This is a genomic window from Paenibacillus azoreducens (assembly GCF_021654775.1).
Classification (GTDB): Bacteria; Bacillota; Bacilli; order Paenibacillales; family Paenibacillaceae; genus Paenibacillus_AQ; species Paenibacillus_AQ azoreducens.
This window is the reverse complement of the sequence record NZ_AP025343.1, coordinates 1,020,670-1,046,983: the sequence shown is the minus strand read 5'-3', so window position 1 is coordinate 1,046,983 and position 26,314 is coordinate 1,020,670. Positions and strand designations below refer to the sequence as shown.

Sequence of the window (26,314 nt, the reverse complement as noted above, 5' to 3'; positions counted from 1 at the left end):
TATGTCGTTTTAAGTTACCATTTTACCTTTTTATTCAACCTGCCATTCTCTAGCTATGGTTTTCCAGTCGACTTCTCGTTCCACATTCCCTGTCCACACATCCCAAAAGTCCGGATCTGAGGAATGTGGACGTTCCTCCTCTTTTAATTGAGTCATCTCGACTAAAATCGGAATTGAAGACGCCGCTCCAATCAATAACGCCTTACCTGTTGGAAGTACGGGCAGTTCATTTAGCATTTCTCCCAAATTATCGGGTACCAGATGTTTGATTAATTCTTGGTCACGATCGTTTACAATTCGGTGCAGTAGGAATGTATTACATTGCGAAAGCACCGTTGGAGATAGTTCAGATGGTCTCTGAGAAGAAATAATCAGTCCAAGACCAAACTTTCTTCCTTCGCGGGCAACTCTCTCGAAAGTTTGTGTACACATAGACGCTGGCGACAACTCTTCCGTATTTTGCACATACCGACTGATAAAATGATGCGCTTCTTCTAGAACCATGACTGTCGGCAATGGCTTCCCATATTTTCTTCGATATCGTTGCAATGATTCAAAAATAATCCGAGACATTACAGCAACGATCAGGTGTATAATTTCAGATGGAACAAGTGATAAGTCAATGACCATTACCTCGCTATCCCTTCCTTGATCACCGCCAATATATGTTTCTAACCATTCAGATAAAGTTATTTCACTCTTGTGATTGATAATAGATGACATTTTGATATCTGACATCATCGTTTGAATACGCATAATCAAATAATCTACAAACTGTATCGCATTTTGTTCTTTAGATATTTGTGCAATCTGTGTAGTTAATTGATTAAGATCAAACTCGACAGGCGTGTCCTCGTTGGGACCTTCATATTCTACTTCACCTCCCCATGAATCTAGTACTTCCTGCATATTAGCAATTAGACTGTCAAATTCAGCCCTCGAGATACTCTCAAAATATGGAATTGTTTCTCCATTTTTAACAAATGAGTTGGAACACTTATTAATTATTTCCCCAATTTTCCAAAGGATCTTTCCTAATCCAGCAACAACTTCAGAAAGGTGACTATATAGAGTTATCATATGCTCAAAATCATTTTTAAACATAAGCAGCCTTTTCCCGAATGCTGTACGCTCATTCTTATCAGACAGAATGTCGTAGCCTCTGGCAACATGATTTTTAAGAGCTATATGATAGCTTGTTAGTTCTTGCCTCGCTTTAAAGATATCATTTGAGATCGCACCGCCATTTCGTAATTCTCTCAAAGCACGCCTAAGTATCGGCCGCTGCATTTTTCCACTTGCTTGTGAAATCGAACTCCATTCATAACTGTTCCACATCCAGGCTGGTACTTGAAGTTGGGTGCTTTCATGAAGTAAATTCTCGCCTATACTCACCTTAAATTTCCTTGGTTCCCCTAAAGAATCAAAAGTTTCTGAGTATTCTCCATTTGGGTCAAAAACAATGAAACGAGCATTTAGTGGCCCTGATTTTTTATTGTTATTTTTGGCAGTCTCAATTGACCAACGAACCAATCCGGCCACTGAACAGGATTTTCCGCTCCCCGTATTACCTAAAACAGCAACATGTCTACCAAAAAGAGTATCTGGGTTTATCTTTACGGGAACATTACCTGCTATTGGGGCTGTGCCAATAACAACATTGGCGTTCCTTTCTCTATTTTCAACAATTGCCTCCATTTCCTCATTCGTAGGAATAGAAACGACATCCCCCACGGAAGGAAATTGATAAACACCTCTTTCGAATTCAAACGTTCCGTCTCGTTTTGTTTTTAGAGTCCCTAGTAAATTAACTTGCATTTTCCTTTGAGGAAATGGTAAGTCGATTAAATCAAAATCTTTTAATCCTGTTCTTTTTGGATAAATTGAATTTTCAACGCCAATCCAGGATATCATCCCGACTACTGCCCCGACTTCATTAGGAACAAGGACAAATCCGTTTATTTTAGGAAAAGATACTGGAAAACCAGCATTAATAGCAGTGTTTGCCGGTGTATTGAAATCTAATTTCACTCTAATTGTTGATGGACTGACAAATTCGACTGTACCAATTGTAAAATCACGAAGAAAATCAAAATCAGGAATCCCATTCATCAAATCCACCTTCCCCACTTTTGTTTTGCGGTTCTTTATCTCCACGACGTTCCTTCAGTTCATGCGCTTTAACAGAAATCTTGTCGATTGCAGCTTTTGGCAAATAGTAATCAACTAGGTTCTTTAAGTCACTAAAATGACTGCCAATTAATAAAGTAATCTGCGCAGGGTTATGCTTCTCATAGAAACGTTTTATCCGCTTCGCGCTATCTTCATATGCAATGATAACTAAGTGAGTTGAAGGAAGTGTTAACATGTCTTCAATGATCCGATTTATATGGGAATCACCAAAACTGTAGCCATAAACAACAAGTGCAGAGTTAGGACGACAAAGCGCAGCAGAAAAATCTCGAAACATGTCCGCGTATGGAAAAAAATCAGTTTCAATATCCTTGGAAGAGTTAGGGTAAATAACTACTGCTTCTGTTGATTCATTCATAAAGCCTGAAGCCCCAAATTGTAATGGTTCTCTTACAACCTTCTTCCCCTGAAACTTCCAGTCAATTGAACCATGCATTTTTGTTAACCGTGCTACACCTTCAACATAGCGTGGTTCTCCTCTAATACCTGGCGGATTGTAATGATAATCTAATTCAAGTTTGGTTGAACGCATAATTGGAGAAATTTTCCCCATAAAGCGATCCAACAGTAAGATACCCGCCATATCACATGCATACTCTATAAATCGATCATAATTCGTAGTGAAAATGTTAAGGCGATCTCTACTGGCAGTTCGACTTGCGAAACTTGTAAGGAATGACTTTAGATAGCTTAAAGCTTCTTCCGCCTTCTTTTGATAATCTAGTTTTTCTTGTTCTGCTCTACTCTCGTACTTATCATCAAACATCATCTCTATATCAAATTTTTTAAAATTGGCTTCAAGTGCTTCTTTAAATTGTTCCTCAGTTTTTAATATTGCTGAAATAAATTCAGATAATGCTGACTCTATACTTGTCTTTAGTTGAAGGGCATCCACTTCATGCCCAGCGATTTGCAAACCAGCTAATAATTCAAAAGCAGTTCTTAAATCATCTTCCAAGTTAGCTTTACCTCTGTCGCTTTTAGCAGCCTTTTTATCTGCGTAAGCCTTAATATGTTCTTTATAAACTCCTTCAAAATCAATCCTCCACATACCTTGGGAGGGCAGAGAAGCAATAGAAGTTACTGCGGTCGTTAACCCTGCGCCCAGCAAAACAGATAGATGCTCGCTTTGAAAAATCGCTGACAACCATGGCTCTATTCGTTTCCTTACCTTCTCCTCTATTATCTCTTCCTTAGCAACATATGTAGAAATGGATCTATTCACCTTCAATATGTGTTCGTGATCCCAATTAGTTGTATTTTTCAAATTCTCCATAATCCAAATCCCCCCCTCAGCCGAAAGCAGTCTACTTTTCTACCAGCTCACTTGTCGAGATATTCAAGTTCAGTAAATTCTAGTAATTTCTCTAAATCATATATTCTACTTGCCCTTCCAATCCCCTGCTTTTTCGACACTTCCCTTAGTTCATTTAACCCATTTTTCATCTTTTTCTTAAGAAACAAGAACTACAAACACAGTGCTTTCAAAAATCTCTTGAACTTCTTGTACTTCATTCAATTATTAATTTAGCCCAAGCACTATGGAATGCTTGGGCTGGCTAAAAAGTTTATTTTAGTAACATTAGACTATTTGTAAATATTTCTTTTGCGATAGTTATTACTGCATGACCACTGCTCTTATCAAGCGACATTGTTGTTACTATCCCCATCAATGTAGATATTAATAAGCTTTTCCAATCATATTTATTTAGTCTATCAATAGATTCTGACAGATAGTTTAATTTTGAATCAATCTGCAATAGTAACTTCTCACTTAGTGTATAATTATCAATTAATTTACCTCGAAAATCCGAAATTTGTTCTAGCAGTTGCTTTTTTTCTACTTCATTAAAGTACTCAGTTGACTCTTCATTAATACTTTCCCAATCAAACCCGCCAGATCCACTACTAGTAAATGATTTCCACATATCTTGAGCAGTCTGTTCTTCTACGTAAGACTTAATGTGTTGCTTTATCCATCCTTCAAAAATGTCATAGACATCTTCAATATTATCATACCAATCTTCATTAGGTTCATAACCTACTGGTTCAAATGAAGGGGAAAACGGTATGTAGTTACAGTCATATTCAAAATAGCTTTCTTTCGAATTCCGTGTCCAAAATTCCAATGGAGATGCATTATGCTTAATTATAAATGTAGGATAACCATCCTTAATATCTTCAGATACAGTAAAATCTGAAGGATTTAAACTATTGCTTGTTATTATATCAATAAATCCGTTTTTATCTTTTCTTAACATTAAAACCCCTCCTGTTCCAAATATTACATTCTTGTATCTGCGAACACAAATAACTTAAGGTGTGAACGGACCGGGTGGCTTCACCACTTAATCTTGCAGGATTGTCTGCCTGATTCCACTTCTTCGAAAAACCTCGGGTAGACCAAGGAGCAAACGCAACGCGACGTAGATACGGTGTTAGGTGATGTCGTCGTCTTTGAATAAACGATCAAGTAATTCCAACTGTTTCTTTATCATCTCTTGATCAATTACATCAACATGCTTCTTAATTGTTTCAACGGTTTCCATTGTGAGTCCGCTTATAGTTAATAAATCATTTCCTAAACTTAATGCTGAGCGAATAAAGGTATTAGAATAATTTGTGGGGGTATATGATCTTCCAGTTATTTGCTTACTTAGTTCACTGACCTTCGTACTAAGATAATTCTCATCAAAGCTAAAGACCTTTTGAAATGGATTGATTGTCTTAAATGAATCAAAATATTCTTGAAATAAATCAACCAATTCTTTCTTCAAAGGGATATGAGATTCACCTTGTCCAAAATCAAAGAAAATTGAATAATATTCATTTCCTCGGCTAACTTGGTAATGTGTTAATTGAGCGATATATTTACGGCTCAAGCCTGTATATAGAAACAAGCCGATCAGTAATCTATCTTCAATTAATCTGTTACTATCATCCAAGAATCTCTGAATCAGACTAATATCTGTATTAATTATATATCGTTTCTTCTTTTTAATTATTGATGGCTTAATAACTCCTTTCATTACATCAGTATTTATGAGATCTATTCGATACATGTATTTGAAAAAACCATTTAGCGCATAATAATAATTCAACTTCTCTGAACCCGAATACTCAAGTTCATTAATGAATGTATTAATGTCATGAAAATTAATAGTATTGTATGGCCTTGGCGAATTATGTATTTGAGACATATAAACGTGAAAAAACCGATTTAATCTTGTTTGATAGAATTTTTGTGACTTTACCTCTGGGATAGTACCCAAGTAATTTTCAATTAATTGTTTTACTTCTTTGAGATACTGATACATTGTTTTCTCCTTTACGACGATTATACTTAACGTTTCTGTATTTATGACGTCCGACGAAGTCGGATGTATCTGCTGAAACGCTATATTATGTTATGTGAGGTATCCCACTTCTTTGAATAAACCTTCAATATTCTAAGTATTTCTCTTCAATTTCTTGGAAAGATTCATGATATTGCTTCATTTCCTCGCTTAATTCGATATATGAATCAAGCCATACATTAGCAACTGATTCATTGTGTAACAGCTTGTATGCATAAAGTCTTAGCATTGAATAAGTCATGACATCACTGATTTGTCGGCATCCATGTGCTAATTCTTTAGCAATCCTTCTTTCTGGCACTCTTGCATTATGATCCATCAAAAAATTTATAGCGTCAGCGTCGTGATGTATTAAGTGACTTCCTACTCCATAACCATGAAACATCCCATTAAAATACTTATGCTTGTCATCTTTCGAAAGTTCTTTAACTATTTCACTATAAGACCACTTATGTTCCAATTCTTTACGATATTTTCTTGGATATTTGGTTTGGATTTCATTTATCTTATCTTCACTTAGAATAACACCTTTAATAAACTTCATATCATTCTTCTGAGATGCATTCTCAGATAAATTATTGTATACTTCCTCGGCTCTTCTTGAACTCTTTATTTGACCTATTACAGGAAGCACATTCCAGAATTCGTCTATCTTAGTCTTCCTTTCTTCATCAGTTCCTGTTGTTAAATATATAAATTTTAAAGTTCCTTCTAGTACTGAACGGATGAGCATTTCATTATCCCATAATCTACTATTTGCAACCAAAACTAAAATACTCTCACTTGTCACATGACAACTAATTGGTATTTGTTTTAATACATGCCTTTCGAAAACAGGTACGTCAGACTCCTTATTAAAATACGTAGAAATAATCTCAAAATATTGATGTAAAATATGACTAGATCTAGCTGCTAAGCCCATAAGTATTTTTTGATTTTCATCCATAAAATCACTCTCATTTTATTATTTTTGTTGGGATATTGCACATAACGTAATATTCACGAACTTCGTAAAAATTACAGAAATAATAGATTATACGACACCCTTTGATTTAAATAATCAAAATACACTATAAGCATATTGTACTATAAAAATGGAATAATTTGACGAAAAACAATTCTTTTCTCCTAACAAAAAAACTCCTACTGATTTCAACAGTAGAAGCTTTATAGGTGTTTAATCCACATCACTGTACTCCCTAAATTCAAATGATTTTCTTTCTTGCCTACTCCCCAACACCCTTCCCCTCCCCACCAAACACCTCCACCATCACCAAAGCCCCCATCGTAAACCCGTGAACAAAAGAAGCTTTTGCCAGAATAGAGTTAGACTCCCCATTCAAATCCAGAATTTCCTCAAGAGCTGCGAAATCACTTTCCGATAATTTTTGTTTGGCTTCCTCTATCAATTCCGAAATTTTTCTGTTAATCGGCTGATATTCAGGATCTGTGGGGACAATTTGCTCTTCCATATGTAGGTTACCGTAGTAGATTTCCTCCAAAATACTCTTCATTACTTCTCTCCCCTTTATAGAAATAGTAATTAGAACATTCACTTCGAATCATCCAATAGTTCCCACGTAGATTTTATGCGAAAACTGCATAAAATACAATATGCAATTTTCGCATAACTTAAACTTGGCTTGGGTGATGAAACGATGTATAAGAGAATACGCGATTTGCGAGAGGACAGGGACTTGACGCAGCAAAAATTGGCTGATCATTTAAACATCTCACAAACAACTTATTCACGATACGAAAGTGGAGACTTAGATGTGCCTAGCTCTGTGTTGATTAAGTTATCCGAGTTTTATAACGTAAGCATTGATTACATTCTTGGCCAAACGAACAACTCCAAACGGCTTTGATAAAACATATGCACAATAAATCATTGTGCCGACCTTTATCCCAATACTGGAATGCGTGAAGGGTGTATCCCGTTGTTTTTTTATTTAAAGATATGAATTATGTTATTTGAGCATGTATAGCTTAAACGCAATATAAAGAGGACTTCCGTACATTCGGAGTCTTCTTTTTTTTGAGGATATTTCCATGCCGTGTTCACATAAGAACGCAATACAATAATTCAGCAAGCAATTTTCAATATTTCCGTATATTTAGAAAATAATTTTCTAAAAGCGTTTACAAACTGATTTTTATTTGTTAGCCTTAAGGCATCAAAGGATAAATCTTGGAAAAAAAGGAGCGAGGAACATGCAGCAATACGACGTAGTTGTAATGGGCGGAGGCATCTCTGGCGCGATGGCGGCCATCGCCGCATCCAAATCCGGCGCGAAAACGCTGATTATCGAGTCCCACGGTTTTCTTGGCGGCACGTTGACCGCAAACGGCGTTGGTCCAATGATGACCTTCCATGCTGGCGAGAAACAAGTCATTCAGGGCTTCACCGGGGAGCTGATCGAGCGGCTGAAGCGGTTGGGCAAATCTCCCGGGCATATTTTTGATACGGTAGGTTTTACATATTCTGTTACCCCTTTTGACGCCGAAGCGATGAAACATGAACTTGAGCTGATGGTTACGGAAGCCGGCGGCGAGATTTTATATCATACGATGCTGGCAGGCGTTTATGCGGAAAATGGCCGGATTACGGGCATACGGGTGTGCAATAAATCCGGGCTCAGCGACATCCACGCTTCTGTCTTCATCGATGCGACGGGAGACGGCGACCTCTCGGCTCTTGCCGGAGTGGAATATACAAAAGGGCGCGAATCCGACGGTGCAACGCAGCCGATGACTTTGAAAATGAAAATGTACAACGTCGACATTCCCAAGGTCAAGGAATACATTCACAGCCATCCGGAGGACTTCCCGCTGTATAACGGGGACACCTCCATTGTTGAGAAATCCCCCCGCCTTTCGGTCGGCGGATTCGACAGCCTGTTTCGAAAAGCCAAAGAACGTGGCGAAATTTCCATTCCGCGCGAAAATATTTTGTTCTTCGAAACCAATAACCCGGGCGAGGTCATTCTTAACACAACCCGTATTATCGGTTTTGACGCAACCGACGCGCACAGCCTGAGCCAGGCGGAGATGGAAGGCCGCAAGCAGTGCCGTGAACTGGAGCTTTTTGTCCGCAAATACATTCCAGGGTTCGAGAATGCGGTTGTAGAGTCTACAGGACCAAGCATCGGCGTTCGCGGCTCGCGCCAAATCAAGGGAATCTACACGCTGACGGCAGAGGATATTTTGGAGCAGCGCCTGTTTGAAGATACCATTGCCCACTCCGGTTATCCGATCGATATCCACAGCCCGGACGGCGAAGGTACGAAACATCAAAAATTGGAATGGGGCGGCGTATACAGCATACCTTATTCCTGCATGATAACCAGCTCCGTGAATAACCTGATCGTCATCGGCCGCTGCATTTCGGCCACCTTCGAAGCGCAAGCGGCGATGAGAACCACGCCGACAACAGGCGCTATCGGTCATGGCGGCGGCGTTGCCGCAGCACTCGCGGCGCTGGAGGGCAAAAACGTACAGGACATCGACATCAAAAAAGTACAGACGATTTTAAAAGAGCAAGGAGCTTACCTGGAAGCTTAAGATCACAAGTTGTACTAGAAAAATAGAAGGATACAGGCAGAGGGAGAAATGATTCTGGCGAAACGGAGTGGTCGCCTTTGTGAACGGATTTCTACCATATTGCAATTCTTAAATCATAGAAATCTGTGAACAACAGCGATCGAAAGAACATTTCAACCGGCTGCCCTCATCCGAAAATCAGTGGTTCAACTTGTATAAATCACCATTTCGAGAGGGGAAATTCTGATGACAACAGCAATGTGGTTCCAAGCAATCGGTATTTTGCTCGTATTCCTGGTGTTTGTAGGTCTCATGATGGCACGCAAGCTGCCAACCATTCTGGCTCTGCCCTGCATGGCGATTCTGTTCGCCATTATCGCGGGCGTGCCGCTGCTGTCGAATGATCCGGAGACGACCTCCATCGCCAAAACCATTCTGGCAGGCGGCTCCATGAAATTATCCGGCGCTATCGCAGGCCTCATTTTTGGTGCCTGGTTCGGCCAGATTCTGAACAAAGTCGGCATTACCAAATCCATTATCCGCAAGGCTGCTGAGCTGGCTGGCGATAAACCCGTACTTATAGCTATTCTCTTTTTTATTACCGCATCCATCATTTTTTCGGCGGCAGGCGGACTTGGCATGGTCATCCTGGTCGGCACGATCGTTATCCCGATTATGCTGACGGCAGGCATTTCCCAATTCGTCGCTTCCATCGTTGTTCTGCTGGCCGTAGGGGTTGGCTCTCTGTTCAACGTGTCCAACTGGGCTGTTTATGTCGATGTGCTGGGTCTCTCCGTCGATAAAATCGCAAACTACACCCTGGTTGTGGCCGCGCCGCTCATTGTTGTTTCGTTGATTATGATTGTGTTTTATATCAAAAAAGACGGCAAAGGCCGCAAAGCATGGGCGATGCCAGCTGCAACGCCAGGCGACAACAAGAAGGTGCCTGCGATTTCGCTGATCAGCCCGTTGGTACCGGTTCTTCTCGTGTTCATTTTCAAAATCGATATTGTTCCGGCCGTAATTATCGGCGCTATCGTCACCATTCTACTCACCTGGCCCAAACGTCCGGTCCATATCCTCTCCAGCGCGCTGGTGGAAGGGATTCAGGACGTCGCTGGCGCCTTGGGGCTTATGATCGGCATCGGCATCCTGCTGAGTTCCGTCATGTCGCCGCAGGTATCGGCAGTTATCTCGCCATTGATCGAATCCGTGCTGCCAAGCAGCCCGCTGATGTACATCCTGTTCTTTACGATTTTGTCGCCGCTTGCGATCTATCGCGGACCGCTGAACGTATGGGGTCTTGGCAGCGGCATCGCCGCCCTGTTCGTATCCGCTGGCATGACGCCGGTGGCCGCAATGCTTGCTTTGCGCGCGGTCAGCAACGTGCAGTCCGTGTCGGACCCTACAAACTCGCATAACGTATGGGTGGCCGATTTTACGAAAAGCGATATCAATGAAATTTTGAAAAAGACGCTGCCATGGACGATGGTCTCTGTCCTGATCGCGGTGGTTATTGGATCATTTATGGTATTTTAACCGTCGGTATCAACCGGGCATAAGCAAACTTATGAAAGCAGCAAAAGGGAAAATCAGTTGTTGAAAAAGCCCATGTGTATCTCTAACGAAACTACAAAGCTCTCATGACCTCATGGTCACCACCAACGATGAAAATGCTATATTCTAACGGACACCACAGCGCTTAAATACCAAGAAACACCGCCAAAAGCGATCTTTTTCACTAAATAGCATCATCTGTGTCCGTTAGAAACCATGATGGCCAAAATTGCCCATAATAGCGGCTGCTGTGTCCGTTAGGAAAAACACATTTTCGTATAAATTTCAAAATCCCCTTTTTGCTGCAAATAGCGATATCACGTTTCGTTAGAGATGAATCCAGCGATGCAAGCAGAACATATTCACTTGGCTGCTTCATTCGTGCAAAAAAACATTGGTTCAACTTCAACTTATACAGATAAAACCGGGCACAAGGGCCCTGCGAAGAGCTTAAAGTGCGTGTTCAAAAAGGTCGGTTTTCAGCACCAAAGCTTATGCTTCCGATGTGCGTTTTTTCAAAACGCTTCAGTTGGATGAAGCTAGGGACTGAGGAGCGGAGCTAAACGTTTTCGTAGAAAACGACTTCGAAAGCATCTGCTTGTAGTGGGTACGTGAGCACCAGAAGGCCCGGCTGAATTCAAGATTCGATGCCGAATCTGCTTCCTGATTCACTTCGTGTTAGATATAGAATTTACAAGTTATCAGCTGAGCTGATGAAATTCTATATCGCAAGAAAACCTACCTATTCATCGCGGTCGCTCAACCTTGAGTTGCCTCGATTAGGTTTTCTTATCAAAATCGGACTTTTTGAACAACCTCTTAAGGCAAGCTCCGGCAGAAGGTCCTTTGCCCGTCATCTGGAGGAGGACATTATGGGGAGAACAAAAGTAAGGGTTGGCATTGACGTTGGCGGTACGTTTACCGACGCGGCTCTCATCGACAATGAAACATTCGAAGTCATCGAAAAAATGAAAATTCCGACCACTCACCATGACCCGGACGGCGTGGCGAAAGGGATCGTGCAAATTTTGGATCGCATTCTAAGCAGCAAAGGCATCCATCCCGAAGACGTCACCTTCATCGCTCACGGAACGACGCAGGCAACGAATGCCCTTCTGGAGGGTGACGTCGCTCGCGTCGGCATCATTGGCATGGGTTCAGGCATTGACGGCCTCAGCGCCCGCTCCGAATCCAATCCAGGAGATATCGAGCTGGCTCCGGGCAAATATTTGCATACTTTTCATACGTACCTGGATTCCAAAAACATGACGGATGACCAAATCAACGCCGCTATCGATGAATTGGCCGCTCAAGGAGCCGAGGTTATCGTCGCTTCCGAAGCTTACAGCGTGGATGATCCGACCAATGAGCTGCGCGTCGTGGAGCTTGCGAACCGCAAAGGCCTCTACGCCACGGGCGGGCATGAGATAAGCCAGCTTTACGGCCTGAAGACGCGGACACGCACAGCCGTTATCAACGCCTCGCTCATTCCCAAGATGATGGAGACCGCAAATATGACGGAGAAATCCGTCAAAAATGCCAACATCCAATCGCAGCTGATGATTATGCGATGCGACGGCGGCGTTATGAGCATCGACGAGGTGCGCAAGCGCCCGATCCTGACGATGCTGTCCGGACTGGCCGCAGGGGTTGCCGGGGCGCTGATGTATGAGAAAATTTCCGACGGCATTTTCTTTGAGGTCGGCGGTACCAGCGTCGACATCTCCGTCATTAAAAACGGTAAAGTCATGATCAAAAATGCCGAGGTAGGCGGACACCGCACCTATCTGCAATCCTTGGATGTGCGCACGCTTGGCATCGCCGGCGGCAGTATGATCAAGGTAGCCGGAGGAAAAATCACGGATGTCGGTCCGCGCAGCGCGCATATCGCCGGCAAAGAATATGAAGCTTTCGCGCCTACAGAAAACATGGTAGACCCGAAGGTGAAATTCATCAGCCCGCGTGAAGGCGACCCTGCCGAATACATCATCTGCGAATGTGCCGGAGGCAAGGAATATTCGTATACGCTGGCCGGAGCGGCCAACATCCTGAATTACATTCCCGAAGGCGATTATGCCCAAGGAAATACCGAAGCGGCGCTGAAAGCATGGCAGGCGCTGGCGGATCATGTTGGACTGAGCGTGGAAGAAGCCGCCAGACAGGTGATGAATATCGCCATCGATAAAACGATGAAAACCGTTAACGAGATGATCGAAGACTATGAGCTGGACCGCAGCTTCGTTACGCTAGTGGGCGGCGGCGGCAGTGGTGCCGTACTCATCCCGGCGATGGCCGAGCGCGAGGGCTTCAAATCGCAAATTGCCAATAACGCCCCTTATGTCTCCACGATCGGCGTAGCGCTGGCCATGGTTAAGGAACAGCTGGAGCGCACGGTCGTCAATCCGACCGACGAGGATATTAAGCGCATCCGTGCCGACATCATTGAGCGTATCGTGCAGTCCGGCGCTTCCGAGGAGACGGTAGAAGTTAGTATCGAGATCGACAGCCAGAAAAATATTCTCCGCGCCATGGCGACCGGCTCCACCGAGCTGCGCTCCAAGGATCTGGCCCAGGAAGCGATGTCCGAGGAAGACATGCGGGCCATCGCTGCCAGCTCCATTGACCAGCCGCTGGAATCGACGGTGCTTGCTGCACAGACCGGACGTTGGAGCCTGTTCGTCAGCGAGAATGTGAAGAAATCCTTTTTTGGCTTGTTGAAAAAGAAATCAAGCTCCGTCAGCGTTCTCGACCGCGAAGGCGTTGTCCGCTTCAAAAAAAGCAACGTCCACTATGCGAAGCTCAGCAAATCCGCGCAGGAAGCGCTCAACTCGTTTTTGGACGATAACACCATTTATTCCGACGCCAATGCCACGATTCCGAAGGTATTTGTCTTTTACAAGGAAAAAATGCTCGATTTAACCGGCATGCAGACCAAAGAGCAGCTGTTGTCCATCCTGGAGATCGAAACCGAGATGCTCGCGGCACAGGATGAAATACTGGTTGTGGCTTATCAATAAACGCTTATATTTTCAAACGAAACTACAGACAGCAAAATCAATAAGAATTCACATCTAACGAAACTACAGAGCGCTATTGCCTCAAAAACAACAACAAATTAAATCTAACGAAACTACATATCGTTATTCGGGATAAAAACAGGCTTAAACCCACCAATTTAGCTCAATAGCGATACCATGTTTCGTTAGAATATCCAGGAGTCTTTTTTGGCGCAAATAGCGATATCACGTTTCGTTAGCATCTTCAGCAGGTCTTTTTAGCTCAATAGCAATACTATGTTCAGTTACAATTTCCAGTTGCCTTCTATGTCCTATATAGCAATATCACGTTCCATTAGTTATAGAATCTACACCAGCACTTTTTAGCTCATATAGCGATACCTTGTTTAGTTACAATTTTTCAGCTGCCTTCTATGGCGTATATAGCAATATCACGTTCCATTAGTTATTGGATTTACGCTAGTCTTTTTTAGCTCAACAGCAACATCACATTTCGTTAAGATTGTTTTTTAGGCGAACGGTCTTATCATTCTGAATTTACAAGGAGGACGTTCGAATGCCGGTGCAAACCCTTTTGCCTGATTGCTTGTCCGGTCTGTCCGATGAAGTTTTGGGCTGCATGGAGCTGAGGCAGGATCCGCTTTTTCATAAAATACCGCCTGCGAACATTCCGTATTACGTTCATGAATCGCTTCAGGCCGGACGCCTGGCGGCGGCAGCGTATAAAGGCCACGGCATTCGGGAGCTATGCAGGAACAACGGCCTCCATTACGAAATTACGGAAGCTTCCGGGAAATTTCATAACGTTTCTTTTCGCGCGCAGATCGATTTTGCCAAAAAGCCGCCCGAGATTATTTTGTACGCCTCTTCCCTGAAAGGAATGCAAACGGTATGCCAAGACGTCCTAGGCGAGCTGTCCGGTACCGCCGAAACCGATCTGGATCTCCTTGTCGATATTCATTTGGCTCATGAGTTCTACCACTGGCTGGAGTATCGGGATAAGGTTTTTACGAATGAAAAGCTCGAAACGATCGAGGTCTTTAAGCTGGGGCCATTTACGAAAAAATCAAGCGTGGTGCAGTGCTGCGAGATCGCCGCGCATGCTTTTTGCAAGGAACTGCTTGATCTCCCCTGCCTGCCCAATTTGCTGGACTATGCCTATTTGATCAGAGAGATGCAGCTTCCGGCTGAAGAGTTTTTGCAGCAAATAGATACTTGTAAATTATGGATATAATGCACTCTCAATACCTCACTCAGTATGATATAATGGGAAAAGCTATCGGAGACCCGCCGGATTGTCATTTCCAGCGTTAGATCAGGAGGAGGTATCATGTCTTCACAGGTTCCGGCCGTCATCGCAAAAATCGTATCCCAAACTCAAAAATTGACATATGGTGAAAACCAGATCGCCAATTTCGTTATACACAATCCGGATTTTATTACGCGTAATACGATTACGGCCATTGCCAATGAAATCGGCGTATCGGAGACAAGTATTAATCGGTTCTGTAAAAAGGTCGGGTTTAAGGGCTTTAACGATTTCAAGATTGCTTTTGCCCAGGACGCCTTTTATCGGGATATGCAGGCCAAGAAAAAAGAAAGACGGGAAATCAACCCGATCGATGCGCTTGCGCTCGATTATAACGAATTGATCGTCAATACGTCCGCGCTCGTTACCGAGGAGCAGCTCCGCCGCGTGGTGGATATCCTGAAGGGGGCACGGCGGATTTATATTATCGGCATGTTCGATTCATACCTGGCCGCCATCGCCCTGAAGAACCGCTTGTCCATCATCGGGATCATGGCCGAAGCGGTCAATGACAGCCGTGCCATGAAGATCGCCGCCGCCCAATGCGGCAAAGAAGACGCCGTTGTGGCCTTCTCCCGCTCCGGCTCGACGAAGGAAATCGTGGAGACGGTGGCCATCGCGCAGGTCCATCAGGTCAAGACGATTTCGATCACATGTTATGATTCGTCGCCCATTACGGAAAACGCGGACGTGAACATCATCGTGCCGGACAAAATTTCGGTGAATAATAGCGCGCTTATGTCCAATCACATTACATTCCTGTTTGTCGTCGATCTGATCATGAGCATTTTCATCTCGTCGGACAAGTCTTATTTGAAGAAAAAGCTCGACAGTGAAGCTGTTTTGGCCAGCGATCAGTCGATGACGAATTATTATTTATAAGGGTTCGCTTTTCTATGCTTCAAGCTTGTACGTATAAAAGCGCCCTTCCGCATTCGGAGGGACGCTTTTTTTGTGCTGCTCGCGATCAGATCAAAATATTATACAAGTTCGAATCCTTGTTCAATTCGGTGTATTGCAGACCTTTGCGGTTCATGCGCTCGATCAGCGGGAGATAGTCCTCTTTGCTGTTCAGTTCAATGCCGACAAGGGCCGGGCCGTTTTCTTTGTTATGCTTTTTCGTATATTCGAAGTTGGTGATGTCGTCCCCAGGCCCAAGCACATCCTGCAAAAACTCGCGCAATGCCCCGGAACGCTGCGGGAAATTGATCATGAAGTAATGTTTGATGCCTTCGTACATCAGGGAGCGTTCCTTGATTTCCTGCATGCGGTCGATGTCGTTATTGCCGCCGCTGATGATGCACACGACGTTTTTGCCCTGAATCTGCTCGCTGTACAGGTCAAGCGCCGCAACGGGCAGCGCGCCTGCCGGTTCGACGACAATCGCGTTTTCGTTGTACAGATCAAGAATCGTCGTGCAGGCTTTGCCTTCAGGCACCTTCACGATGTCGTCCAGCTTGCTCGTACAAATCGCGTATGGCAAGTCCCCCACTCTTTTGACCGCGGCTCCGTCCACGAATTTATCGATTTCTTGCAGCGTCACGACTTCTTTGCGCAGCAGCGCTTCGCTCATGGAAGCCGCCCCCAAGGGCTCAACCCCGATCACCTGCGTGGCGGGACTCACCGTTTTGATATACGTGCTCACGCCTGCCGCCAGACCTCCACCGCCGATCGTAACGAAAACATAATCCGCCGGCGCATCCATGCTTTCCATAATTTCCATGGCGATCGTGCCGTTGCCTGCGACGATTTTCGGCGCGTCAAACGGATGGATAAACGTCATTCCCTGCTCCTTGCAAGCCTTCATCGCCTGCTCGAAAGCATCGTCGAATGTATCGCCGGTCAGGACGACCTCAACGTTGCTGCCGCCAAAACGCTTGACCTGCTTCACCTTCTGGTTCGGCGTCGTGCTTGGCATATAGATTTTGCCCTGAATGCCAAGGGCATTACAGGAAAAAGCCACGCCTTGCGCATGGTTGCCCGCGCTTGCACAGACAATTCCCTTCGCAAGCTCTTCATCCGATAAGTTGCGGATCATGTTATAGGCACCGCGGATTTTAAAGGAGCGCACAACCTGCAAATCTTCCCTTTTCAAATAGACGTTGCATTTGTATTTCGCCGACAATACCGCGTCATGCTGCAGCGGCGTACGTATGACCACTTCACGCAGCATGTGGTGAGCACGCACGATGTCCTCCATGGACACCATGGTTTCGATATTTTCTCCTACCGGAGCCGCCGCCGCGGTATTCGGTGGTTGTACGGTCGTTTCAAGCTGTTTGTCCTTCATCTCTTCTCCTCACTCCGTTAGCCCTCTATCAATCAGTATGGGCTTTAATATGCCATCGCAGAAATATTTGTTATTCAGTAACGTACCTTGTTTGCGGCATTTTTTCAAGAGTGTATGTCCGAAGGAAGTTTGCAAGGGGGTATCCAACATTAAGTCTTGAAACAAAAATAAAAATCCACCGTCTAATTGTAAAAGGAGGTGGATTGATTTTGAAAAAATCCATGGTTGCCATTGTCATTTTCATTTTGCTTGGATGTCAGACATTAAAGCCGGATCCATCTATAGCATCAGGTTCAGGAGGAACTGCTTCTTCTTCAATGACAAAAAGTAAGCAAGTAGATTTCTCGGCGGTTCTGTCACTCCCACAAAAAACTAAAGTCAACGAGGATTTTACGATTAAGGCTGTTTTGAAAAACCAGACAGGACAAAAGCTCAGAATTCAGAGTACCCGGGAAATGTTCGTTTATTTGATCAAGGATCGTAATGGGAAACAGATTAATTCCTATACGATTCAGGAAGTAGGAATAACTCGGGATATCTCCGGTAAATCCGTTATTTCAGAGTCCCACCAATATAAGATTAAGAAACCGGGCACTTATGAAATCTCGGCAATTGCAAAATTTACGGCCATCGAGAACGGAAAAAGTAAAGATTTCATCATTAAAACCGAGCCTAAGAAAATAGAAATAACCCCTTAGATTGAGAAATGAATTCATAGCTTTGTCTGACAAAACTGCACCTTGAATTCGAAAAAGCCATAAATGCACTCTCGTCAAAACAAAAAATCCCCCGCCCTAAACAGGACAGGAGATTTATAACGAATCATTTAGAAGCGGTTATCCAGCCAATCGGAAGCCGCATACATCTCTTTTTTGCTCAGCTGATGCCCTTTATTGTCCCAGTGCACCTGTACCTCCGCACCCGCCCCAGTGAGCAGAGACTGCAGTTCTTCCGTTTCGGAAGCCGAGCAGATCGGATCGTTTTGGCCTGCGCCGATAAAGACAGACAGTCCGGTGAGATCAGGCAGCTGTTTACCGCGCAGCGGCACCATCGGATGAAGCAGGATCGCTCCCCAAAAAGCATGCTCGTAATGGAACAAGAGGCTGGCAGCGATATTGGCGCCGTTCGAGTAACCGACCGCAATCATGCGGTCACGCTGAAGTCCATACTCCTTAGCCGCTTCGTCCAGAAAATCATTTAGTTCTTTGGTGCGGGCAACCAGATCCTCTTCATCAAACACGCCCTCCGCGAGTCTGCGGAAGAAGCGCGGCATCCCGTTTTCCAGTACATTGCCGCGAACCCCCAGCACCGAGGATTCCGGGGAGAGCATTTCCGCCAGCGGCAGCAGATCATGTTCATTGCCCCCCGTACCATGCAGCAAAACCAGCACCGGCGCAGCCGGATCCGATCCTTGTTTGAAAATATGCTTCATGCTCAAATTGCTCATTTATATCTCCTCCACTTCACGTACTTCAATTTTGGTCAATATTTGCTCGATCAATTCACGCTGTGGTTCGTACCATTCCGGCAGCATCAAATGGGTACCCAGCTCTTCGAAAGTTTCGTCACGCGCAAAACCCGGAGGATCGGTGGCGATTTCGAACAGGATTCCACCCGGCTCACGGAAGTATATCGCATTAAAATATTGCCGGTCAATCACCTGGGTTGGCTGAAAACCGATTTGCGCCAGCAATTCGCGCCATTTTTCATGCTCTTCGTAATCTTTGGCCCGCCATGCGATGTGGTGAACCGTTCCGGCCCCGGGATCTCCCCATGCCGCGTTCTCGGCATTCACGTCAATGATATTGCCGATATCGCCAAATCCTTTAAAACGAACAAGTCCGTCTTCCTCGGCAATGAGGTCAAGTCCAAGCACTTTTTCCAGCACAAGCATCGTATTTTTCGAAGATACGCTGCTCAGCATGGCGCCACCAAAACCTTTGATGGCATGTTCGGCAGGAATACCGTTAAAAGACCAACGGCTAGGCGCTCCTTCGTTACGTTCGACAAGCTCGATTTGCAGTCCCGACGGATCGAAGAAACGCAGGAAGGTTTCGCCGAAGCGGGTGGTCGTTTCATATTGGATGCCGAAGGAATCCAGCCGTTTTTGCCAAAAATCCATGCTTCCCTCCGGAATCGCATAGACGGTAATACTTACCTGCCCGCCGCCGATTTTGCCTGTTCTGGCATTGTCCTGTGGAAAGAAGGTAATGATGGTGCCCGGACTTCCGTTTTCATTGCCAAAATATAAATGATAAACCTCCGGTGCGTCAAAGTTGACCGTTTTTTTGACCAATCGCAATCCTAACACGCCAGCGTGAAAATCGACATTTTGCTGGGCATCGTTTACGAATGCGGTAATATGATGAATACCTGCTGTTTTAAGCATTTTTTTCACGCTCCTTATATTTTGTATTTCTTTAATTTAAGATTATTAATTACATACTATATCAATTTAAGATAAAAGGCAAGTGTTTTACTTGAGCGGGCAAGTGGCCAACAGTAACCTCAGTATTTTTAGAGTACAGTTACAGCCCACAGCGTGGTGACCGTCAGGCCATGTTGGATTCTAACGAAACTAGGGAGTGCTATTAGGCACAATGAACGGTGATTTCTGTGAATTTCGTCCAAATAACGATATGGTGTTTCGTTAGATTTTTTTTGTGGTCCTTTTTGCGGCAATAGCGTGTCCCAGTTTCGTTAGAGTTTTTTAGTCACACTATGCGCCACGAAACCGCCCCAGTGCCGATGGCACTGTTTCGTTAGATTTTTTTGTGGTCCTTTTTGCGGCAATAGCGTGTCCCAGTTTCGTCAGAGTTTTTTAGTCACACTATGCGGCGCAAAAACACCCCAGTGCCCAAGGCACTGGGGTAACGGAAGCGGTGCGATCAAGCTATGAGGGGACAATCACACATATAAGCGCGCACGCTATCATATTATAACCAATCTCTTTTTTCAAAAAAGCGCCGCCCGATAAGCAAATAAACCAATCCCGTAAATAACGTAATAGCCCATAAACTATACGGTTCAACTCTTGGCGCAAAGATTGCCGTCTGCGGCATCATAACATAATAGGGAATTGTAAACGGGAGCCAAGCTCCGATCGAGGAATGAAAACCGGTCAGCACAATATTCGGAACGACATAACCAACGGACAAGGCAAGGGAAGCCCCGAAATTACGCACTTTTATGGAAACGATAAGCTGCAAAGCAGCGAGCGGAAGAATACCTATCCATCCACCAAGACCAGTATACACCAGAGTCCCCCAAGGAAGACTTCCCGGAGCCCCGGCCAGCATTCCTGCAGTAAGATAACCCAGCATAAATACAACCTGTACCAGCGCCAGAATCCCTATTAACACCAGGTATTTAGCAAAAAAGATTTTATGCCGCGGGCCGGGAAATCCCATCACGAGCTTCCATCCGCCGTCCCGATGCTCGTACATGCATAGTAATGAGGCCAGTATCCCACAATAGAGAGGATAAAAAAACATAGAGTGAAGATTTACGCTGTGTATATAAAGAGTGGTCCAGCTTGGTTTAAAAAATTCCTTCAGACTATTGAGCTGTTCCACGCCCATGGCTGCATTGATAAGCGTGTCCAGCAAAATCAGCAAAAGAACAATTTTCCATTGGGTTTTCATCGCTTCGGCACGTAACAGCATTCTCATATTATCTGTTCCTCCTATTCAAACTCTCTTCTGGCGAACATCAAAGCTCCCAGAAAGGACAACAATAATCCTACACCGAGAGATATCCCGATCCACTGTACATGACCGGATACGAGCGGACTGGATAAAGAGGGATATGACCAAGGAAGAAGATGGACGATAGAGGAACTGCTTCGGGCCAAAAACAGGCTGGAGATGGAACCGAATATCCCCACAGCCAGCGGCAGCGCCTGGTTGGAAAAAACAGTGGAAAACCACATTTGGATCGCCATCATCGGCAGTGACGACAAACAGACGAATAGAGGCTGAAGGATCAAGATTTTCCACGGCATCGGTTCGTTCGTATATAACACCCAGATGAGGCACATGCCAACAACGGTAATCACCACGGTGCATAACTGCAAAATGAATATCCATGACAATTTGGCCAGGTAAATCGATCGTTTGGGAACCGGCGTGGTCAGGAGCTGCTTCCAAGCCTTGGTTTCATGCTCCGTACCTGCCATAATGCTGGCAAGAATCGTAATTCCCAATAAAAAAACAAACGATATAAACATGTACATTACATTAAAGCCAGCATATACTCCCCCGGGTCCTTGACGGAAATAAAGATACCATTCCAGCGCCGTCATGCTGATTAGAATAATCCCTTGCATGAGAGGTATCCATCGGCATAATCTCTTCAGCTTCAGACCTTCCGCACGTATAAGCTCCATTTTCATAAGCTGCGCTCCTGGCCGGTCAATTCAAGGAAAATTTCTTCGAGGGTCCTCTTCTTCTCCGTCACCCGGTAGACATCATGCTGCTGTCCAACCAGAAATCGAATCATTTCCGCCGATTGAGGCCGATCGGTAATGGAGGTTCTAAGCTGGCCTGCCGATACATCCGGCTCCGCATCCCACCCGTTATCATTTAAAGCAGCGGCTACTTCCAAAGGCCGGTCCGTTTCAATCCATACATAAGGCTTGCTCCGTTCGGTTAATTCCTCGAGCGGACCTTGAAAGATCAGTTCCCCATGGTTAATAATTCCCACATAGGTCGCCACCTGTTCAATTTCGCTCAAAAGATGGCTGGAAAGCAGTACCGTGATGTCAAAGTCACGGGGCAGCCGTGTAATCAGCTCGCGGATTTCCTGAATGCCGGATGGGTCCAATCCATTCGTAGGCTCATCCAGAATCAGCAGCTTGGGCTCCGTAATAAGCGCCATCGCAATGCCCAACCGCTGTTTCATGCCAAGGGAATACCCCTTCACCGGGCGGTGTGCAGCCTCTTCAAGCCTGACCCACTGCAAGACTTCCTTGATTCTGGATTCCGAAATCCCATGCATCATCGTCATGATTTTCAAATTTTTATAGCCTGAAAGATGGGCATAATAGGACGGAGATTCTACGAGCGAACCCACATCTTTTAAAATCTCAATTCTATTCTTCTTCAGATCTTTGCCCAAAATGCGGATATCTCCGGACGAAGGACGAATCAATCCAAGGAGCATCCGAATCGTGGTTGTCTTTCCGGCTCCGTTCGGACCCAAAAAACCATAGATTTCCCGCTTCGGAACCTTCAAATCAATCCGCTTTACCGTCTCACGCTGCCCAAACTTCCTTGTTAGCTGACTCGTGTCTATTGCAAAATCCGTCATCCCTTATTCCTCCCTAGCATCATAACTAACATCTCAAGTGTAGCAATGCAGGGTTAATAACAGGTAAACAAGGAATAAACAGCAGAAAAATACTTTTTCTTAATTCGGTAATGTAATCTCAATCCTGACACCCCTGCCGCCACCATCGACCTTCACGATGTTCATACGCCCGGAATGTGCTTCGATAAAGGCTCTCGCAATAGCGATTCCTTTACCGGAATGATTCATTCCCTGCTTTAGCACTGCCTCGTCGATCCCGACTCCATTATCCTCGATCGCAATGAGGACGCTGTTATCTTGTATTGTAAAGTCGCATGCTACCTCGGTCCCGGGAGGATTATGGATAACGGTATTCATCAGCACATTTTGAATCGCTCTTCCCAACAGTTTGCGGTCAAAATCCAACATATAAACATCCTTTGAGGTCGTAAAAGTAAACAGGGTATGCTCAGCCAAAGGGTGGTTTGCGATATCAATGACGGCATCGCGCAGGAAATTCACTACATCTTCTCTTTTCCGGTTCATAGGGAACTGCTCTACCGACCAGCGGCTTGTATGATTTAAATCTTGGATCAACCGTTTTATTTCGGTAGTCTTGTCGCTGATCTGCTTGCTAAAATCCCGCTTTTCTTCATCGGTCCAATGATACTCGGCCGCAGTAAGCAAGCGGGCATAACCTTCAATATAGGACAACGGCGTTTTGAGGTCATGGCTGATGGACGAAATCCATTCCTGCTTTTTGACTTCCATGTTCAACCGCTCGGTTTCACTGTTATACAGCTGTTCCGATAACCTGCTCATCTCCTCAAACAACTCCTTAAATAAGGCAAAAGGATAACGGTATTTTTTTTCTTGTAAAGAATTCTTGGATGGCGTGCGATAATGATCTCCGGGCTGATGGTAGTTTCCCTTGGATAAACGGTTGATCCAACGGATTAAATAAATAAGCGGTTTACCAACACACCAGCCGCAAACGGTTATAAACAAGATGATTTGGATAAACCCCATTGTAAACATTAATGTTCTTGTGGATATAAACTGCAGCGGTTCAATCGCTTCCCGGAGATAAAAAGATCCAATTGCCAATAAAATGAAACAAAAAATGGAGGCCGCTACCAACATGAGGACCACCTGAATAAAACGAGTCGTCATTTTGATCATTGGATTCATTTCTGTCCCTTCCTAGGCGCTACCATCTTGTAGCCAAGCCCCCTAACGTTTACAAGAAAGCAGGGATGGCCCGGGTCGGGTTCGATCTTTTTCCGCAGCCGTGAGATATGGATCACGACCGTCTTCTCATCTCCAAGATAAGGTTCTTTCCAAACCGCTTCATATAAGTGACGCGTGCTGAAAATACGGTTCGGATGGCGGCATAGAAATACAAGCAGTTCCCATTCACGCGCCGGACAGTCTACCAGCTTTCCGTCTACGATGAGCTCCCCGGCTTCAGGTTCAATCCGGAAATAGTTATAGTCCAATGCGGCTAACCCGGCTTCTGGCGCTTTTTCCTGCTGCAGCTTATACTTCAGACGAGCTTTGATGCGGGCAACAACTTCCAAAGGATTAAAAGGTTTAGTGATATAATCGTCTCCTCCAATGCCAAACCCCATCAGCTTGTCCAAATCGGTGTCTCTGGCGGTTAAAAAAAGGATAGGTGCCTCGGTCATCTTCCGCATTTGCCGGCATACTTCGAAGCCGTCTTCATCTGGAAGCATAACATCCAGCACGATCACATCGATAGGAAGCTCGGCCACCATCTTCAGCGCTTCACCTCCGGTTCCCACGCTTCGAATATGCCGGAAGCCTTCCTTCTTTAACACGGCCGTCAGCATTTCGCACAGCCCTTGCTCATCGTCTACCAATAATATGGAAATATTGTCCGTATAGTTTTGCACCATAAACTCCATGACTCCTTAATTCCTTATGGATATTAATTGTGTCCGGCCGATTAACTAGGAAAATGATCTGGATTAAGCGTCGGCGATACATGTATTATATAACAGAAAAGGAAGAAAGGAACTTTGAGGTAATCCACTGTTCAGGCTTGAAGAAAGTATATGAGATATGAATATTCCATTTTGATTGCAAGTCAATTGCTCGATTTCCCGGGTACTTTCCGGGAAATTACCTCTCCGCGCACAAAAAAAAGCCTTCAATGACGAAGACTCCTTTTTGACCCTTATATTCTATTAAAAATAGCTCTTGAACCTTTATACAAGCGCTTTGGCGGCAATGTCCGTGCGGTTCTGCTTGCCTTGGAACGTGATTCCCTCCGCCCTTTCATAGGCTTTGCTGCGGGCCTCGGCAATATCGGAACCCAGTCCTACGACGCCAAGCACGCGTCCGCCGCTCGTGACGTATTGCCCTTGCTCGTTCAGGGCCGTACCGGCATGGAATACAACTGCGTCTTCATCGTCCATAGACGGCCGTAGGCCTTCAATCGGCAAACCTTTCGGATAAGAAGCCGGGTACCCTTCGGAAGCGAGAATGACACAAACTGCGGCCCGGTCGCTCCACTCGATTTCGACATCAGCCAGCGTTCCGTTTACCGCCGCAAGGAAAATGTCCAGTAGATCGCTTTGGAGCCGCGGCAGCACCACCTGCGTTTCCGGATCGCCGAAACGGGCATTAAATTCGACCGTCGTCGGCGTCCCATCCGGCTGGATCATGAGTCCGGCGAACAGCACGCCTCTGAATGGGCGGCCTTCGGCCACCAAAGCTTTGGCTGTCGGTTGAATAATGTTTTCGATCGCGTTCTCTACGATGGCCGGATCAATATGCGGCAGCGGCGAATAAGTCCCCATACCTCCCGTATTCGGACCGCGGTCGCCGTCGAAAATCGGTTTATGATCCTGGGCTGCCGGCATCGGACGTACCGTCTCCCCGTCGACGAAGGAAAGGATCGACATTTCCTGGCCCTCGAGAAATTGTTCGATGACAACCTGCGCGCCCGATTCGCCGAATACTTTGGCGACCATGATGTCTTGCAGCGCTTGATGTGCTTCTTCCATCGTGTGAGCTACGGTCACACCTTTTCCTGCCGCAAGTCCGTCCGCTTTGATGACGATCGGCGCTTTTTGCGTATTCAAATAAGCTAGCGCAGCTTCATAGTTGTCGAATTTTTCATAAGCCGCCGTCGGAATGCCGTATTTATGAAGCAGATCCTTCATAAATGTTTTACTGCCTTCAATTTCAGCCGCATTTTTGCGCGGTCCGAACACCGGAATGTTTTGGGCTTCAAACGCATCGACAATGCCGTCCGCCAGCGGGTCATCCGGTCCGACCACTACCAGCCCGACCTCTTTATCCTTTGCAAAAGCCGTCAGCTTGTCGAACTCGTTGACGGCAATCGGCACATTTTCCGCGATTTGCCCGATGCCGGCATTTCCCGGCGCACAGTAAATTTTGCCCGCCTTGGGGCTTTTGCGAAGCGCCCAAACGATCGCATGCTCGCGGCCGCCGCCGCCAATGACCAAAATATCCATGTCCGCCTCCTGTTTCTGCCCATGTGTATTTCGGGCTCCACCTAAGTCCGCTTCAAACGGCAGCAGGCGGAGCCCGATTTTAATTTCATATGTCTGGTCTGTTACGCCGTGTCCGGCCTTTAATTTAATTACACTATATAAGTTGAACCAATGATTTGCACGGATGTAGGCAGCAGGGTGAAATGTTCTTTCGATCGCTGTTGCTCCCAGATTTCTTTGATTTATACTAAATTCATGGTTGAAATCCGATCACA

The 26,314-nt window shown here is 45.1% G+C and carries 22 protein-coding genes; 7 read left to right on the top strand and 15 right to left on the bottom strand.

All coding sequences use genetic code 11. The features are described 5' to 3' along the window. Positions 1-30 precede the first annotated feature (30 nt). The 6 genes from L6442_RS04430 to L6442_RS04405 all read right to left on the bottom strand — a co-directional run bounded on the left by L6442_RS04430 (position 31) and on the right by L6442_RS04405 (position 7,063). Positions 31-2,112, bottom strand: a complete 2,082-nt coding sequence (locus tag L6442_RS04430; RefSeq protein ID WP_212980350.1) for an ATP-binding protein — start codon at positions 2,110-2,112, stop codon at positions 31-33. Continuing rightward, the gene (locus tag L6442_RS04425) at positions 2,096-3,469 is read right to left on the bottom strand and encodes an SIR2 family protein (RefSeq protein ID WP_212980351.1); all 1,374 of its coding nucleotides are present in this window, start codon (positions 3,467-3,469) and stop codon (positions 2,096-2,098) included. The genes L6442_RS04430 and L6442_RS04425 overlap by 17 nt, the downstream gene beginning before the upstream one ends. Before the next feature lie 292 nt (positions 3,470-3,761). Beyond that, positions 3,762-4,454, bottom strand: coding sequence for a hypothetical protein (locus tag L6442_RS04420; RefSeq protein ID WP_212980352.1), 693 nt, complete (start codon positions 4,452-4,454; stop codon positions 3,762-3,764). A 177-nt stretch (positions 4,455-4,631) separates the two neighbouring features. Further along, positions 4,632-5,510, bottom strand: coding sequence for a hypothetical protein (locus L6442_RS04415; RefSeq protein ID WP_212980353.1), 879 nt, complete (start codon positions 5,508-5,510; stop codon positions 4,632-4,634). Positions 5,511-5,634: 124 nt separating this feature from the next. Next, positions 5,635-6,495: a DUF5677 domain-containing protein gene (locus L6442_RS04410; protein WP_212980354.1), complete on the bottom strand. Its 861-nt coding sequence runs from the start codon at positions 6,493-6,495 to the stop codon at positions 5,635-5,637. 280 nt (positions 6,496-6,775) lie between these two features. Next, positions 6,776-7,063, bottom strand: coding sequence for a DUF6809 family protein (locus L6442_RS04405; RefSeq protein ID WP_212980355.1), 288 nt, complete (start codon positions 7,061-7,063; stop codon positions 6,776-6,778). A 144-nt stretch (positions 7,064-7,207) separates the two neighbouring features. Between L6442_RS04405 and L6442_RS04400 the strand changes: the two genes are divergently transcribed. The 6 genes from L6442_RS04400 (at position 7,208) to L6442_RS04375 (ending at position 15,857) form a co-directional block, all read left to right on the top strand. Next, a complete protein-coding gene (locus L6442_RS04400) occupies positions 7,208-7,417 on the top strand; it encodes a helix-turn-helix domain-containing protein (RefSeq protein ID WP_212980356.1) in 210 nt (69 codons plus the stop codon). 346 nt (positions 7,418-7,763) lie between these two features. Next, positions 7,764-9,113 carry an FAD-dependent oxidoreductase gene (locus L6442_RS04395; RefSeq protein WP_212980357.1) on the top strand — a complete coding sequence of 450 codons (1,350 nt, stop codon included), beginning with the start codon at positions 7,764-7,766 and terminating at the stop codon, positions 9,111-9,113. A 225-nt stretch (positions 9,114-9,338) separates the two neighbouring features. Next, complete coding sequence (locus tag L6442_RS04390; protein WP_194234699.1) at positions 9,339-10,631, top strand: citrate transporter; 1,293 nt, start codon at positions 9,339-9,341, stop codon at positions 10,629-10,631. 890 nt (positions 10,632-11,521) lie between these two features. Continuing rightward, positions 11,522-13,666: a hydantoinase/oxoprolinase family protein gene (locus L6442_RS04385; protein ID WP_212980358.1), complete on the top strand. Its 2,145-nt coding sequence runs from the start codon at positions 11,522-11,524 to the stop codon at positions 13,664-13,666. A 556-nt stretch (positions 13,667-14,222) separates the two neighbouring features. Next, positions 14,223-14,900 (top strand): C1 domain-containing protein, encoded by a 678-nt coding sequence (locus tag L6442_RS04380; RefSeq protein WP_212980359.1) that lies wholly within the window; start codon positions 14,223-14,225, stop codon positions 14,898-14,900. Between the two features lie 96 nt (positions 14,901-14,996). Next, positions 14,997-15,857, top strand: coding sequence for a MurR/RpiR family transcriptional regulator (locus L6442_RS04375; RefSeq protein ID WP_194234702.1), 861 nt, complete (start codon positions 14,997-14,999; stop codon positions 15,855-15,857). An 85-nt stretch (positions 15,858-15,942) separates the two neighbouring features. Here L6442_RS04375 and ilvA read toward each other — a convergent pair whose 3' ends face one another. Continuing rightward, positions 15,943-17,184: a threonine ammonia-lyase IlvA gene (gene ilvA / locus L6442_RS04370; protein WP_212980383.1), complete on the bottom strand. Its 1,242-nt coding sequence runs from the start codon at positions 17,182-17,184 to the stop codon at positions 15,943-15,945. 290 nt (positions 17,185-17,474) lie between these two features. Between ilvA and L6442_RS04365 the strand changes: the two genes are divergently transcribed. After that, entirely contained in the window at positions 17,475-17,963 is a 489-nt protein-coding gene (locus L6442_RS04365) for a hypothetical protein (RefSeq protein WP_212980360.1), read from the top strand. Positions 17,964-18,091: 128 nt separating this feature from the next. On the opposite strand, the gene L6442_RS04360 is transcribed toward L6442_RS04365, so the two are convergent. The 8 genes from L6442_RS04360 to purD form a co-directional block, all read right to left on the bottom strand. After that, the gene (locus L6442_RS04360) at positions 18,092-18,697 is read right to left on the bottom strand and encodes an alpha/beta hydrolase (RefSeq protein ID WP_194234727.1); all 606 of its coding nucleotides are present in this window, start codon (positions 18,695-18,697) and stop codon (positions 18,092-18,094) included. A gap of 15 nt (positions 18,698-18,712) precedes the next feature. Beyond that, on the bottom strand, positions 18,713-19,654 hold the full coding sequence (locus L6442_RS04355) for a ring-cleaving dioxygenase (RefSeq protein WP_212980361.1): 942 nt from the start codon (positions 19,652-19,654) through the stop codon (positions 18,713-18,715). 547 nt (positions 19,655-20,201) lie between these two features. Beyond that, the gene (locus L6442_RS04350) at positions 20,202-20,936 is read right to left on the bottom strand and encodes an ABC transporter permease (protein WP_212980362.1); all 735 of its coding nucleotides are present in this window, start codon (positions 20,934-20,936) and stop codon (positions 20,202-20,204) included. 14 nt (positions 20,937-20,950) lie between these two features. Further along, positions 20,951-21,658: an ABC transporter permease gene (locus L6442_RS04345; RefSeq protein ID WP_212980363.1), complete on the bottom strand. Its 708-nt coding sequence runs from the start codon at positions 21,656-21,658 to the stop codon at positions 20,951-20,953. Continuing rightward, a complete protein-coding gene (locus L6442_RS04340) occupies positions 21,655-22,575 on the bottom strand; it encodes an ABC transporter ATP-binding protein (protein WP_212980364.1) in 921 nt (306 codons plus the stop codon). Before L6442_RS04340 ends, L6442_RS04345 begins: the two co-directional genes overlap by 4 nt. Before the next feature lie 99 nt (positions 22,576-22,674). After that, positions 22,675-23,745 (bottom strand): sensor histidine kinase, encoded by a 1,071-nt coding sequence (locus tag L6442_RS04335; RefSeq protein ID WP_212980365.1) that lies wholly within the window; start codon positions 23,743-23,745, stop codon positions 22,675-22,677. Beyond that, positions 23,742-24,473, bottom strand: a complete 732-nt coding sequence (locus L6442_RS04330) for a response regulator transcription factor (protein ID WP_212980366.1) — start codon at positions 24,471-24,473, stop codon at positions 23,742-23,744. The genes L6442_RS04335 and L6442_RS04330 overlap by 4 nt, the downstream gene beginning before the upstream one ends. Positions 24,474-24,785: 312 nt before the next feature. Further along, positions 24,786-26,060, bottom strand: a complete 1,275-nt coding sequence (purD, locus tag L6442_RS04325) for a phosphoribosylamine--glycine ligase (RefSeq protein ID WP_212980367.1) — start codon at positions 26,058-26,060, stop codon at positions 24,786-24,788. Between the last annotated feature and the right edge of the window lie 254 nt (positions 26,061-26,314).

What these genes read in the sequence shown, in the direction of transcription:
- L6442_RS04385 (WP_212980358.1), top strand. Translation starts at nt 11,522, where the DNA reads ATGGGGAGAACAAAAGTAAGGGTTGGCATTGACGTTGGCGGTACGTTT.
- L6442_RS04415 (WP_212980353.1), bottom strand. Translation starts at nt 5,510, where the DNA reads ATGTATCAGTATCTCAAAGAAGTAAAACAATTAATTGAAAATTACTTG.
- L6442_RS04345 (WP_212980363.1), bottom strand. Translation starts at nt 21,658, where the DNA reads ATGAAAATGGAGCTTATACGTGCGGAAGGTCTGAAGCTGAAGAGATTA.
- L6442_RS04420 (WP_212980352.1), bottom strand. Translation starts at nt 4,454, where the DNA reads ATGTTAAGAAAAGATAAAAACGGATTTATTGATATAATAACAAGCAAT.
- L6442_RS04425 (WP_212980351.1), bottom strand. Translation starts at nt 3,469, where the DNA reads ATGGAGAATTTGAAAAATACAACTAATTGGGATCACGAACACATATTG.
- L6442_RS04360 (WP_194234727.1), bottom strand. Translation starts at nt 18,697, where the DNA reads ATGAAGCATATTTTCAAACAAGGATCGGATCCGGCTGCGCCGGTGCTG.
- L6442_RS04380 (WP_212980359.1), top strand. Translation starts at nt 14,223, where the DNA reads ATGCCGGTGCAAACCCTTTTGCCTGATTGCTTGTCCGGTCTGTCCGAT.
- purD (WP_212980367.1), bottom strand. Translation starts at nt 26,060, where the DNA reads ATGGATATTTTGGTCATTGGCGGCGGCGGCCGCGAGCATGCGATCGTT.
- L6442_RS04390 (WP_194234699.1), top strand. Translation starts at nt 9,339, where the DNA reads ATGACAACAGCAATGTGGTTCCAAGCAATCGGTATTTTGCTCGTATTC.
- L6442_RS04430 (WP_212980350.1), bottom strand. Translation starts at nt 2,112, where the DNA reads ATGAATGGGATTCCTGATTTTGATTTTCTTCGTGATTTTACAATTGGT.
- L6442_RS04410 (WP_212980354.1), bottom strand. Translation starts at nt 6,495, where the DNA reads ATGGATGAAAATCAAAAAATACTTATGGGCTTAGCAGCTAGATCTAGT.
- L6442_RS04350 (WP_212980362.1), bottom strand. Translation starts at nt 20,936, where the DNA reads ATGAGAATGCTGTTACGTGCCGAAGCGATGAAAACCCAATGGAAAATT.
- L6442_RS04330 (WP_212980366.1), bottom strand. Translation starts at nt 24,473, where the DNA reads ATGGTGCAAAACTATACGGACAATATTTCCATATTATTGGTAGACGAT.
- L6442_RS04340 (WP_212980364.1), bottom strand. Translation starts at nt 22,575, where the DNA reads ATGACGGATTTTGCAATAGACACGAGTCAGCTAACAAGGAAGTTTGGG.
- L6442_RS04375 (WP_194234702.1), top strand. Translation starts at nt 14,997, where the DNA reads ATGTCTTCACAGGTTCCGGCCGTCATCGCAAAAATCGTATCCCAAACT.
- L6442_RS04355 (WP_212980361.1), bottom strand. Translation starts at nt 19,654, where the DNA reads ATGCTTAAAACAGCAGGTATTCATCATATTACCGCATTCGTAAACGAT.
- L6442_RS04400 (WP_212980356.1), top strand. Translation starts at nt 7,208, where the DNA reads ATGTATAAGAGAATACGCGATTTGCGAGAGGACAGGGACTTGACGCAG.
- ilvA (WP_212980383.1), bottom strand. Translation starts at nt 17,184, where the DNA reads ATGGTGTCCATGGAGGACATCGTGCGTGCTCACCACATGCTGCGTGAA.
- L6442_RS04335 (WP_212980365.1), bottom strand. Translation starts at nt 23,745, where the DNA reads ATGAATCCAATGATCAAAATGACGACTCGTTTTATTCAGGTGGTCCTC.
- L6442_RS04405 (WP_212980355.1), bottom strand. Translation starts at nt 7,063, where the DNA reads ATGAAGAGTATTTTGGAGGAAATCTACTACGGTAACCTACATATGGAA.
- L6442_RS04395 (WP_212980357.1), top strand. Translation starts at nt 7,764, where the DNA reads ATGCAGCAATACGACGTAGTTGTAATGGGCGGAGGCATCTCTGGCGCG.